Source organism: Thiomicrorhabdus heinhorstiae (assembly GCF_013391765.2).
Lineage (GTDB): Bacteria > Pseudomonadota > Gammaproteobacteria > Thiomicrospirales > Thiomicrospiraceae > Thiomicrorhabdus > Thiomicrorhabdus heinhorstiae.
This window is the reverse complement of record NZ_JACBGI020000014.1, coordinates 1-13,030: the sequence shown is the minus strand read 5'-3', so window position 1 is coordinate 13,030 and position 13,030 is coordinate 1. Positions and strand designations below refer to the sequence as shown.

The 13,030-nt window shown below is 49.0% G+C and carries 12 protein-coding genes; 11 read left to right on the top strand and 1 reads right to left on the bottom strand.

What is annotated here, in order from left to right:
* The first annotated feature begins 321 nt into the window (after positions 1-321).
* From H8792_RS07850 to hemL, 8 genes are all read left to right on the top strand, one after another.
* A complete protein-coding gene (locus H8792_RS07850) occupies positions 322-2,349 on the top strand; it encodes a TonB-dependent receptor domain-containing protein (protein ID WP_185978398.1) in 2,028 nt (675 codons plus the stop codon).
* Positions 2,350-2,441: 92 nt separating this feature from the next.
* Positions 2,442-3,050, top strand: a complete 609-nt coding sequence (locus H8792_RS07845; protein ID WP_185978397.1) for an SCO family protein — start codon at positions 2,442-2,444, stop codon at positions 3,048-3,050.
* Positions 3,047-3,589, top strand: coding sequence for a copper chaperone PCu(A)C (locus H8792_RS07840; RefSeq protein WP_185978396.1), 543 nt, complete (start codon positions 3,047-3,049; stop codon positions 3,587-3,589). Before H8792_RS07845 ends, H8792_RS07840 begins: the two co-directional genes overlap by 4 nt.
* A gap of 203 nt (positions 3,590-3,792) precedes the next feature.
* The gene (locus H8792_RS07835) at positions 3,793-4,293 is read left to right on the top strand and encodes a hypothetical protein (RefSeq protein ID WP_185978395.1); all 501 of its coding nucleotides are present in this window, start codon (positions 3,793-3,795) and stop codon (positions 4,291-4,293) included.
* Positions 4,294-4,523: 230 nt separating this feature from the next.
* On the top strand, positions 4,524-5,186 hold the full coding sequence (gene rpiA / locus H8792_RS07830) for a ribose-5-phosphate isomerase RpiA (RefSeq protein ID WP_185978394.1): 663 nt from the start codon (positions 4,524-4,526) through the stop codon (positions 5,184-5,186).
* An 84-nt stretch (positions 5,187-5,270) separates the two neighbouring features.
* Entirely contained in the window at positions 5,271-5,774 is a 504-nt protein-coding gene (locus tag H8792_RS07825) for a peroxiredoxin family protein (protein WP_185978393.1), read from the top strand.
* A gap of 13 nt (positions 5,775-5,787) precedes the next feature.
* Positions 5,788-6,417 (top strand): thiamine phosphate synthase, encoded by a 630-nt coding sequence (thiE, locus tag H8792_RS07820; RefSeq protein ID WP_185978392.1) that lies wholly within the window; start codon positions 5,788-5,790, stop codon positions 6,415-6,417.
* Between the two features lie 92 nt (positions 6,418-6,509).
* Positions 6,510-7,790, top strand: a complete 1,281-nt coding sequence (gene hemL, locus H8792_RS07815; RefSeq protein ID WP_185978391.1) for a glutamate-1-semialdehyde 2,1-aminomutase — start codon at positions 6,510-6,512, stop codon at positions 7,788-7,790.
* 110 nt (positions 7,791-7,900) lie between these two features.
* Here hemL and hrpB read toward each other — a convergent pair whose 3' ends face one another.
* Entirely contained in the window at positions 7,901-10,390 is a 2,490-nt protein-coding gene (hrpB, locus tag H8792_RS07810; protein WP_185978390.1) for an ATP-dependent helicase HrpB, read from the bottom strand.
* A gap of 522 nt (positions 10,391-10,912) precedes the next feature.
* On the opposite strand from hrpB, the gene H8792_RS07805 reads away from it, so the two are divergent.
* The 3 genes from H8792_RS07805 to H8792_RS07795 are packed head-to-tail and all read left to right on the top strand — an operon-like array spanning position 10,913 to position 12,872.
* The gene (locus H8792_RS07805) at positions 10,913-11,209 is read left to right on the top strand and encodes a hypothetical protein (RefSeq protein WP_185978389.1); all 297 of its coding nucleotides are present in this window, start codon (positions 10,913-10,915) and stop codon (positions 11,207-11,209) included.
* A gap of 20 nt (positions 11,210-11,229) precedes the next feature.
* Complete coding sequence (locus H8792_RS07800) at positions 11,230-12,054, top strand: DUF6502 family protein (RefSeq protein WP_185978388.1); 825 nt, start codon at positions 11,230-11,232, stop codon at positions 12,052-12,054.
* A complete protein-coding gene (locus H8792_RS07795) occupies positions 12,051-12,872 on the top strand; it encodes a DUF5666 domain-containing protein (RefSeq protein ID WP_185978387.1) in 822 nt (273 codons plus the stop codon). The genes H8792_RS07800 and H8792_RS07795 overlap by 4 nt, the downstream gene beginning before the upstream one ends.
* Positions 12,873-13,030: the final 158 nt, after the last annotated feature.

The window sequence follows — 13,030 nt, the reverse complement described above, 5'->3', positions numbered from 1 at the left end:
CTTCAATCTTGGAATTTAAAAACCGCCATAGTATAACATCGCGACTTGCAAACACCGAGAGATTGCGGGCTAAGAATCCGACCGGTAGATTTAACGTCAAAACCACCCTCTTAAGCTTTCCTTAATAATTGCTCAAGATTACATCCATACAAAAAAAGCATCACTCATACTATTTTCAATACTCATTAGCCATTTCTTATTTAAAATAGCGCCGATTCTCTATCAAATATTTAAGCGAGTGTTTGGGCATCTCTCCTTAAATAAAAAAATGACTTAAAAAAACAATAACAAAATCATTCTTATTTAAAGGTTTCTCTTTTTATGTTTATACGAAAACCCCTAAGCCTAGCGCTTCTAACTGCCTTAAGCCTACCGGTAATGGCTGATGAAACTCAGCTGCAACCTGTCGAAGTTCAGGAGCAAGCAGATAAAACCAATACGCAAACCGTCCCAGCTAAAGAAGTTCTAAACAGCAGCAACTCCGAAACCGGCAGCGCCATGCGTCAAATGGAAGGTGTCGATGCATCTCGAATGGGTGGTCATGGTGTCGATCTATTCATTCGCGGCCAAAAAACCTCGCAACTTAACGTTCTATTGGATGGCGCCAAAATCGAAGGTGGCTGTCCAAATCGCATGGACCCGCCGACCGCTTATACCGAAATCAGCAGCTATGATCAGATCACCGTTATCCGCGGCGTGCAAACTGTCACCGAAGGCAGCGGCGGAACCGGTGGAACGGTGCTCTTTGAGCGCAGCGCTCCGACTTTCACTGAAGGAAAACCTTATGAAGGTGAAATCAATCTGGGCACCAGCTCGAACGGTCTGCGCAAAGATTTGAATGCCACCGTTGCAGCCGGCGGCGATCAGGGGTATATCGTATTACAAGGTTCAAGAAAATCCGCTGAAAGCTATACCGACGGTAACGGCGATACGGTTAACTCCAGTTACGAAAGCCAACAGGGTCATGTCGATCTTGGCTGGACGCCAGACGATCACCAGGAACTGAAATTTTCTTACGAGCGCAGCGTCGTAGAAGATGCGCTTTTCCAAGGCGCCAGTATGGATGCACCACTTTCCGACGGCGATACCACCCGTCTGCAATACCGCAACACCAAGGTCAACGACGACATTCAGGAACTGAACTTTGACCTGTATTATTCCGACGTCGATCATGTGATGAACAACTTCGAATTGCGTACCCTGCCGGCTACCGGAATGCCGATGGAAACCCGCAGCAGCGTACAAACTCGCGGTGCAAAACTAAAACTGACCAGCCAGGTCGGGCACACCCGTCTGGATTACGGTCTACAGGTCGAAAACGTCGATAAGTCCGCTACTCTATACAATATGAACAGTGGCGCGGCGACTTTCTATATGTGGCCGGAAGTGGAAAGCGTCACCAAAAGCGCTTTTGTCGAAGCGACATCCTTCTTTAAAGACCGTCAAAAAGTCATTATGGGCTTGCGTTATGACGTCTTTGAAGCCAATGCACAAACGGCCGACATTGCCGGTGCCGGTGGAATGTCCGCTCAACAGCTTTACTCTACTTACGCAACCTATGCAGGTGAAACTCGCAATACAAGCGACAATCTGAATGCCTTGCTGCGTTATGAGCGTGAATACGACGGCAATCTGAAAGCCTTTGCCGGTTTAAGCCGCACCTACCGCTATCCTGACGCAACGGAACTGTTCATCGCTAAGGGCGGCAGCATGTCATGGATCGGTAACCCGAACCTGAAACCGGAAGAACACAATCAGTTTGATATCGGTTTAAGCCAACATGCAGGAAATTACAACTGGTCGGTGAATGCATACTATGACCGCGCCAACAACTACATCCTGAGAGACTTGGCCAAAAACCAAACTGAAAGCAACAAAACCGACAGTAGCTCAATCTATGTCAACATTGATGCGGAAATCTACGGTTTGGAAGCCAGCACTCAATGGAGACCAAGCAATATCTGGACTTTGGGAGCGCAAGCGTCTCTAACCAAAGGCCGTAACTTAACCGATGGTCGTAACCTATCGAATATCGCCCCTCTTAGCGGTAGTCTTTATGCAGAAATGCACGGCGGTAACTGGGATGCAGGAAGCCGTTTCAACTTCGCAACCGAGCAAACCGAAGTCAACTCCGAGTACGGCGAGCTGCAAACCGCTGCCTGGAGCACGGTTGACCTGTACGGAAACTACCGTCTGAACAAACAGACAACTCTATCCGGCGGTGTCGACAATGCGCTTGACCACGCTTATGAAAACTATCTGAACCGCGTAGACGTCACTTCCGGTAACACCTACAAGGTTTACGAACCAGGCCGCACTCTGTGGGCAAGATTGAATGTGAAGTTCTAATCTAAACCGGCCGCGCATTTTGCGCGGCTTGTGTTTATCGGTTTCTCTTAAAGGAGCTCCGGAAACACAAAAATTAAGGAGCACTCCTTACCATGAAATTACGAACACTTATCTATGTTCTGCTGGCTTTGGCTATCGGTGCCACAATTGTTTTTTGGCCCGGTTCGCAAAACAGCACTCACAAAATGCCGATCGTCACCTCGGAAAAACCGCAAGGTGGCGACTTCACTTTGCAAGCCGCCGACGGCTCTCATAAGTTGAGCGACTACCGCGGCAAGCTGGTATTGATCTATTTCGGTTATACCTTCTGTCCCGACATCTGTCCGACCAATCTGGGCAATCTGTCAGTCGCTTATCACCAACTGAGCGATGAACAGAAACGTAAGCTGCAAATCCTGTTTGTTTCGGTCGATCCACACAGAGATACACCGAAAAGACTACAACAGTATGCCGATTACTTCGAATCGAATATCGTCGGTTTAACCGGTGATCCGCAGACCATTGCAGAAATTGCTCGTCGTTACGGCGTGGTTTATGCCAAGGTCGAGGATGATCGCAACCCGGAAAACTATGCGGTCGACCACTCGGCATTCACTTATGTTGTCGATGCAAACGGCAAATTACAGACTCAGCTGCCGCACGCCACTTCGCCGCAGCAATTTATTAATGCTATCGAACAATATCAAAAGGATATTCCATGATCTCTTTTAACTTTTTACGCAAAGCCGCTGCCATTCTGGCACTCTCAGCCGGAGCAGCTTTGGCTTCTTTTTCGGCCATGGCCAGCCAGGCCGAAGAAATTCAGGTCAGCAACCCGTTCGCACGAGAAATCCCTCCGGGAGCACCTGCCAGCGCCAGTTTTATGACATTGAAGAATCTAAGCGGTCAGGACATCAAATTGGTTAATGCCCATTCAAAAGCGGCACAGACGGTTGAACTGCATACCCATACCAACGACGGTGGTGTAATGCGCATGCGTCAAATTCCATTCATTGAAATCCCTGCGCATGGCGAAACCGTTCTGCAACCGGGCGGATTACACATCATGTTGATTCAACCGGTTGAAGCGCTTAAAGCCGGCAACGAAGTTCAGGTCGAACTGGAATTTGCCGACGGCAGCCGTAAGACCGTTACTATGCCGGTGAAATCCGTCAAACGCATGATGAAATGCGGTGCTCAGATGAAATGTGGCGGTCAAATGAAGTGCGGAGGTCAAATGAAGTGTGGCGGCGCGCAATAAACGCCTGACTTCCCGACTTGCATTTGATGCAGACAAGAATTTGAATTTACAGCATTTTTAATCTGATCCAAAAAGATACCGACTATCGATTCGATTAGATTTTTTTGCTAATCGGTGAAGAAAAGCTTGTTAAAATGCTGTGTTCAAAAAATACCTTCACCGGCCAAAATCGGTGAAGCATATTAATAAAAAAGAGAGACGTTATGAAAGCGACAACGAAAACAACAAAATATACTCTCGGTCTAATCGTGGGCGCCCTATTGTCGGCTCAAACCTTTACCGCTGCTGCGCAAGACCGTAATCCTGAAATGGCTCAAAAACGCACTTTGGATCTTTGCGTCGAGTACTATGGTCTTGATAACGATGCCGATCGCGGCAAATACTTGAAAGAGTTGAATCTGCGCGCACAGTTGAGCGAAAAAGACCATAAGTTGGTTCCGAAACATCAAGTCGAACCAAGCATGACGATGTGCGGCATGTATATGTCCCGCGGTAAACCGCTTGCCGAGCAAGGCAGACAACTGCGTCCGATGGTATTCAAAGTCGTACACGTCTACCCTGACATGTATTACGTAACCCAGTCAGGAATGGTCGTCGCTGCTTATGAACGGACAGAAGGTTCGATGCCACCGAAACTATACGAAGAAGTTCCGGAAGTTGCACCACCGCCGATGATGAAGCATTCGGCTCCGATGCCGCAATAAGTTCATTTAGAACAGGAACAGGCGTTGCTTTAATCGGCAGCGCCTTTTTTGAATTCGGCAGTGGGACACAGGCAAACCCGATGCAATAATTCAGTTTATGCGATTCGGGTCATGCAAAGTTTCACAAAAGTTTCCAAAATAGCCGTTGCTTAAGCTATACAATCCTTTGGCATTTCAGTAAAATTTCCGGTTATTTGCGAAAAAATTTAATAAGAAGAAGAGGTTTACCGATGACACAAGACGAACTAAAACAAAAAGTTGCGCAAGCTGCGATCGAATATGTGGTTCCAGACACCATTATCGGCGTAGGAACCGGCTCAACCGCCAACTTTTTCATCGATGAACTGGCAAAAATCAAAGGCCAAATCCAAGGAACTGTCGCCAGCTCGGAAGCAACAGCCGAACGTTTGAAATCACACGGCATTCCGGTTTTCGACCTGAACAGTGTGGCCGAAATTTCCGTTTATATCGACGGTGCCGATGAAGCCGATCCGGGTCTTCACCTGGTTAAAGGCGGCGGCGGCGCTCTGACGCGTGAAAAAATCGTTCTAGCGGTTGCCGACAAATTCGTTTGTATCGCCGACGACAGCAAAAAAGTCGATGTACTAGGCAAATTCCCGCTTCCGGTTGAAGTGATTCCAATGGCGCGCAGCTATGTGGCACGTGAAATCGTTAAACGTTTCGGCGGCGAACCGGTTCTTCGCGACGGTTTCACAACCGATAACGGCAACGTCATTCTGGACATTCACGGTTTGCAGATCGTTGACCCGGTTGCGATGGAAAACGAACTGAACAGCATCGTCGGCGTGGTGACTAACGGTCTGTTTGCTGCCCGTAATGCGGACGTTTTCCTATGCGGAACCGCGAACGGCGTTGAAACCATTACCGCTTAATCCCAGATTTAAGCACGCAAACCTAGAGCCGGATACATTCTATCCGGCTTTGTTTTCATCACTTTGATTCTAAGGTCGTTCGCCATGCAAAATATCGGCAGTAAGATTTTTACCGTTTTCATTATCGGACTTCTCGGAACGCTGCTCTACTTAACGGTTTTCTCCGACGGACTCGGCCAGGCGCCTAGCGTCAGTGTCAAAACCAGCCAAGGACAAACCATTCAGTTAGACAAGCCGCTAAAACCGGTTCTGGTCAATTTCTGGGCGACCTCTTGCCCTGGCTGCATTAAAGAGATGCCGGAAATGGCCAAGATGAAACAGGCTTTGGGAGACCGTTTCGAACTGGTTGCCATCTCGATGCAATACGATCCGAAAGAGCAGGTTGAGAAATTCATTGCCAACAATCCTTATCCGTTTACTTTCGTGATGGATAGCGACGGTAAACTGGCCAAAGCATTCGGTGACGTTTTGCTGACTCCAACCAGCTTCCTGATCGCACCGAACGGCCGTATCGTTTACCAGATCGTCGGCGAACTACAGTTCGAACAAGTTGCCGAACGGATTAAACGCATGAGCCCGCAGCTATAAACAAGGCGTCGCTTTGAACCCCAAAAGCATCAAAGGACTCTACGTCATTACCGACTCCGCCCTCTCAGCCCCCGACGAATTACAAAATCATGTCGAACAGGCGTTGCAGGGCGGAGCTCGCATACTGCAATACCGCGACAAGGTACTCTCTCCCGAATTACGCCGGCAACAAGCCAAGGCTCTGCGCACCTTGTGCGATCGCTATAACGCTGTTCTCATCATCAACGATGACATCGATTTGGCCGTGAGTTGTCTTGCAGACGGCATTCATCTCGGCAAAGACGACTCTGCCATTAGTGAAGCTCGCCGCCGTCTCGGTCCGCAAGCGCTGATTGGTATCTCCTGTTACAACAGTATCGAGCGTGCTTTGCAGATGCAGGCCCTCGGCGCCGATTATGTCGCTTTCGGACGTTTTTATCCGTCCAAAACCAAGCCGAACGCCCCGCAAGCCGAAATTCAAACACTGGTAAATGCCAGGCAGCAGCTTAAAATCCCTTTGGTCGCCATCGGAGGTATTGACGGGAACAACGCTCAACCTCTGATCGACGCAGGCGCAGATTCTCTGGCGGTCATTCAAGGCGTTTTCGCACAAGCGGATATTACCCGGGCAAGCCGACAAATTCAGAGTCGATTCACGGTATAATATTTGGCACTTTAAATTAGCGCTTTTTTCATTGGCACTTTTTCAGCATTTTTATTTAAACGGTTGATCCGATTCACATTAAAGGACACTCCATGAGCAAATCACACGATCTATTTGAAGCCGCGCAAATTCACATTCCCGGCGGCGTAAACTCGCCGGTTCGTGCATTTAAAGGCGTCGGCGGCGATCCGGTCTTTTTCAAAGCGGCCAAAGGCGCTTACCTGACCGATGCCGACGACCGTCAATACATCGATTACGTTGCCTCATGGGGTCCGGCCATTCTTGGTCACGCCCACCCGGAAGTCGTTGAAGTCGTTCAAAAACAAGCCACTATGGGTCTGAGTTTCGGCGCTCCGACTGAAATCGAAACCACTATGGCCGATCTGGTCTGTCAACTTATCCCATCTATGGAAATGGTACGAATGGTCAGCTCGGGAACCGAAGCGACCATGACCGCTATCCGCCTGGCGCGAGGCTACACCGGACGTGACAAGATCGTTAAATTCGAAGGTTGCTACCACGGTCATTCCGACTCACTGCTGGTAAAAGCCGGTTCCGGCGCATTGACGCTTGGTGTGCCGTCTTCTCCGGGTGTACCGGAAGGATTGGCTAAAGAGACCATTACTCTGACACACAATGACAGCGCGGAAGTCCGTCAGGTCTTCTCCGAAATCGGCGATCAGATCGCCTGTATTATCGTTGAACCGGTTGCCGGAAACATGAACTGCATTCCGCCTGAAGAAGGCTTTTTGGAAACCCTGCGCGAAGTCTGTGATCAATCCGGCGCGGTTTTGATTTTCGACGAAGTCATGTGCGGTTTCCGCGTCGGTCTGGACGGAGCGCAAGGTCGTTACGGCATTACTCCTGACTTGACCACTTTCGGTAAGGTCATCGGCGGCGGCATGCCGGTCGGTGCCTTCGGCGGTAAACGTGAAATCATGAATCACATTGCACCGCTTGGCCCGGTTTATCAAGCCGGTACATTGTCGGGTAACCCTCTGGCGATGGCTGCCGGTCTAAAAACGCTGCAACTGATTCAAGAACCGGGCTTCTATGAAAACCTGGATCAAAAAGCCGCCGCTTTGATGCAAGGCTTCCAGGCCGCTGCCGACGAGGCAGGGATTCCATTCACCACCAATCAGGTCGGAGGAATGTTCGGTTACTTCTTTAACGAGGAAAAACACATCCGTCGCTTCGCGCAGGTCGCCAAAGGCGATATGGAACGCTTTAAGAAGTTTTACCACGGTATGCTTGAAGAAGGTGTCTACCTGGCACCTTCCGCTTTCGAAGCCGGCTTCGTCTCCAGTCAGCACAGCGACGAAGACATTGCCGCAACCATCGAAGCCGCTCGTAAAGTGATGAAAACACTGTAATCCAATCAAAATTTTTACAGTCTTCAAAAAACAAAAAAGCCACTTTCTTCAATTGGGGGAAAGTGGCTTTTTCATTTACGACAAGATAGCCTGCTTTCAGGCTTTGAAAATCACTTTCTTTTAATCGAACTGCCAGCCTTTTCTTCCAACGGATTGTCCGGCCAGCGGTGTTTCGGATAGCGGCCACGCATCTCCTTGGCGACATCTTTGTAGCTGTTATCCCAGAAATAGGCTAAATCAGAGGTAATCTGAATCGGCCGTGCCGCCGGAGATAAGAGCTCAAACGCCAAGACCGTTTGCCCACCTGCCAGTTTCGGTGAAGCGGTTTCCCCAAATAATGCCTGCAGCGGCAAAGAAACCTTGGCCAATTCTCCGGAATAGGTAATCGGATAGGCTTTGCCATTCGGTGCCGAGTAGTTTTCCGGCGCGCCTTTTTGCAATCCTTGCTGCTCTTCACTGCTCATGCTGTAATACAGCGCATTAAACAGCTCGATCTTTTGCAGATCCGCCACCGAAGCAACGTGATTCCAGAAAGGTTCCAACCAATCCTCTAGCGTCTTGCTGAGATTTAGTTTGGAAAATCTTGTCAAAGCCTCATAGCCACTGAATTGTGCCAGCCACTGCACCCTGTCAATCAGATTCTCGCTGCGCTTATTCCAGGGCAACAGCGTCAAATCTTCACTCACCGCTTGCATTAAACAGTGTTTCAGGGCGGCTTCGTCAATTCTTTCAAGCGGCTTTTCCTGAATGACTAATTTCCCCAATAACGTAGTTTTCCGTGCCTGCAGACGACGCTCTTTCGGCAGATAGCGATAAACAGCTTCACTACGCAGCGGAAAATAATCCAGCAACTCAGATTCATCCACTGCCGCAGCCAGAAAAACCCGACCGGAACGGCGGTCACCATTCAGATCGGCAATGGTCAAATAGCTTTCGGTACGTAAGGAATCCGCTTCGCTCAGATTGCACGACTTGCCGTTACTCATCCGATATTCGCCGCTGCGCTGATCACGCTGTTTGGCAATTCGGTCAGGATAGGCAAACGCCAGCAGTAAACCGGCGGATGCATACTCGACATGACGCTCCCTGTTATCTTTATTCAGTTTCAACAAGACCCGCAAACGTCGACGCAATTTCACAACATTCTGCAAGACCGAAAAACGGACTTTAACCCCTTTAATGCCTTTATGGCCGTTGAGCAGAAAATCCTGCAACGCCTGCAAACGTACAGTAATATCGACCGAATCGGCATCGATCAGAAAATCCCGCTCCGAAAGACAGGCCGCCAGATCGCAGCCCAATTCACCTTTGCCTATGCGTTGCGCCTGTAACAGCATTTTTGCCAGACGCGGTTCAATCCCCATCTGCATGGCTTGCTGACCGTCTTCACTTAAGCTGCCCTGCTCGTCCAACAGCCCCAATTCGCTTAACAGCTCTTTCGCTGCGGCAAAATGTGCCTGAGGAGGCGGTGTCAGCCAACGCAGTTCATGCGGATTTTTAACGCCCCACAATGCCAACTCCATACATAGAGAAGTCAGATCGGCTTGCAGGATTTCTTCCTTATCCTGTGCAGCCAGACTGTTCTGCCGGGATTCGCTCCACAGCCGATAACAGATACCCGCCTGCAATCGACCTGCCCGTCCGGAGCGTTGAATGGCCGAAGCCTGCGAAATCCATCTCGTCTGCAAACGGGTCATGGCCGAGCTTGGATCGTATTCCATCGCCTTCATTCGTCCGCTATCGATAACGGCGCCGATTCCTTCGATCGTCAGCGAGGTTTCGGCAATATTGGTCGAGAAAATCACCTTGGTTTGTTGCGACGGTTGAAAAACTTTTTCCTGTTCTTCCGGCGGTAATTGACCATGTAACGGCAAAGCCAGCCAGTCGCCGGAAACATTTTCCCGACAGGATTCCATCGCCTCCTGAATCTCACGCACTCCGGGCAGAAAGATCAGGATATCGTCAAACTGGTCACCCTGAACGGTTTGCAAGGCTTCTTTCAATACAACCGTCAACGGCTGGTCCCGATAGTGCACTTCAACCGGATAAGTTCGTCCCGGACAAAATAGTGCCGCAGCGTGCGGCAGAAAAGCCTGCAAAGATTCGAGCTGCAAGGTTGCAGACATGATCAGGCACCTTAAATCTTCGCGCAAAGCTTCCTGAATATCCAATAATAGCGTCAGTCCCAAATCGGCATGAATCGAGCGCTCGTGAAACTCGTCAAAAATCACCAGCGCATAATCACTCAACTCCGGATCGGTTTGAATATAACGCGTCAGAATCCCTTCGGTAACAATCAGTAAACGTGTCTTATCGCCGGCTTTACGCTCGTTACGTAAATGGTAACCGACCGTCTCTCCCGCTTTTTCTCCCAGACAGGAAGCCAGATAGTTGGCAAGATTCTTTACCGCCAGACGCCGTGGTTCCAGCATGAGAATTTTCTGACCGGCAAACTGATCCGAAGCCAGAATTTCCAGCGGAACCCGCGTCGATTTCCCCGCTCCGGGTTCGGCTTGCAGGATCACTTGCGCAGAGGATTGCAGACTTTGCAAAAGCTCGGGAATTACAGCTTGAATCGGTAGAGAGGAAGTCGCCGTCATTGAACTGGTTTCATGTTTGCAGATTTATGTACAAATTAATTGCCGCCTATTTTACGCGACCCGCAATCTATTCACTATGCCAAAGCTCCTTTGAAATCGAACACTTTTAAAAATAAATGTGCTTTTTTTACATTTTGATTTGACAAACAATCGGTAAGGCGTAAAATGAGCATCAAGACTTAAATGTAAAAAAATCACATTTAAATAGAGAATCAAAAGAATGAAACCTTTTTTCCGTGCCCTTTCTCTTAGCGCTATCACCCTTTTAGGTTTGCAGGGCTGTGGAGAGTCGGAACTTAGTCATTGGAGCAGCGCTCATAGCAATATCGGTACGCTGCAATTGAAAGCTGAAGTTGGGCAGCAACCGAGAATCACGTCTAGCATGACGGGCAGCCCTCAACTGAAAGTGAGTTTAAAAATTTAGAATTTGGCATTCCGCCATTTCAGAGATGTTTCGACATTTCGAAAATCCGGCTTTTCGTGTTACGACAAGCGATTTATAAAAACTGGAGAACATAAGATATGAAATCTTTAGCTAAAATCACACTTCCTCTTGCCATTTTATTCGCAGCAATGCAACCGGTACATGCGGAAAGCGAAGGCCCACGAATGCAGCAACAGAGCCAGCAACAAACCAAACAACAGTTGCAGAACCAGAACATGTTTGCCACTCCTGGGACACATCAAGTGAAACAGCAGTCGCAAATCAAGAACCAGTATCAGTACCAGAACCAGTATAATAATTCGCACAGCTACCAAGGCAGCCAAGGTGGAATGGGTACCGGTGGCGGTTCTCAATTCAAAGGCTCTAAACGTTAACCATTAAGCAATCCAGAAAGATGTCCGAAAACACCTCCGATATACAAAATTCCTTAGCCAAAGCGGTACGCGCCATGTTGCTGCCGCTGGTTAAACTTCTTCTGCATAAGGGCATCGGTTACCCTGCGCTGACCGAACTCCTGAAACAGCTCTATGTAGAAGTCGCGGAGAAGGACTTTAAATTGGAAAACAAACGCTTGACCGACAGTCGAATCAGTCTTTTGACCGGTGTGCATCGAAAGGAAGTCAAGCGCCTGCGCGAAAGCGTGGAAGAATCCGCCACTCAGCCGGAAATTCGCGCCGGAATCAGCGCGGAGATGATGGCGCTTTGGTTTGGTGACCCTATCTATTTAAACGACGACCATACCCCGAAGGCTCTACCGAAAAACGGCCCCGAACCTTCGTTCGAGTCGTTGGTTTACAGTGTCTCTAAAGACAAACACCCCCGCTCAATTCTTGATGACTGGCTAAACCAGGAAATGGTCTTTGTGGATAGCGAAGATTTTGTCCATCTCAACAGTGCAGGATTTGTTCCGCGTCATGATGAGGCGGAAAAGCTGTTTTTTGCCGGTAAGAACATCGGAGCGCATCTTAATGTGGTCGCACATAACCTGAAAGCGGTCAGCGATCCACAGTTCGAACGAGCGGTTTATTACCACCAACTTTCCCAACAATCGGTCGAAACGCTGGAAATACTCGCTAAGCAGAAGTCGATGCAGCTATTAAGCGAAATCAACCAGGAAGCCCGACAATTGCAAAACAGCGAAGAAGAAACCGAGACAAACAGCGGTTTCCATCTAGGTATTTACTTCGAGAAAAATTCGGCCCAGGAAGAGAATAAATGAAATCGCTGCTGCGTGTATTAATCCTCCCTTCCCTATTGCTGATTCTCGGCGCTTGCGCCAGCTCTCAGACGATTGATCGGAACTATGCCGAAAACTCCGGATTCGGTGGAACCGGAAAAACCATGGCGGTCGCTGCCGTGGATGCGGAATGGGATCAGGTCGGACACTCCAGCTCCGGATTCGGCGGAACCGGTATTATCGGAACCGTAGAAGCCTTCGGCAGTATCTGGGTAAACGATATCGAAATTGCCTATCCGCAAGATGTCGCCCTAAGCTCGAAACTGCAAACGGCATTGCAGCTCAAGCTCGGTCAACAGGTTATCCTGAAAACACTGGATGCAAACGATCGCACCATGACTCGGGAAATAGAAATCTACTATCCTCTGGCCGGACGGATCGAGGAAGTGCAAAACGGTCGCATTAAAATCAACCGTCAGTGGGTTTATTGGCAGGCGGATACACCGAAAGACACCGGTATTCAGCTGGAAAGAGGTAGCTTCATCGCCGTCAATGCAATCCCGCAAAATGACGGTAGCTGGCAAGCGACTCGTTTAAATCTCAATCCGTCACAACAGAGATTTAATCAGCTGACTCCGGAAGTGCCTGAAGCATTGCGCTATGTTGTGCAAAGCGGATTTAAACGACTGTTTGAAGATCGATTGTCTTCCAAGGCGAAAATCGAGTACCGCGGACGCGAGAAAAATAAACAGAGCCAAAACGCTCTGCCGCAAAGACCGCAAGGGTCAATGACCATGCCGCGCGACAGCTTTGGCGGCGGAATGATGACGCCACGCAGCAGCGCTGCCGGCCGCCGTTAATATTCAGCCGATCTGTTAATACAAAAAAACCGCCTGTTCTGTGGCGGTTTTTAATTTAAGCGCTAAGTCTGTTTCTCTATGCTTTTTCGTATTCAAGCAACTATCCACACCGCGCCTGAAATCACTAAAGTTTTTTGCAGAAAGCGACTATATAAAAA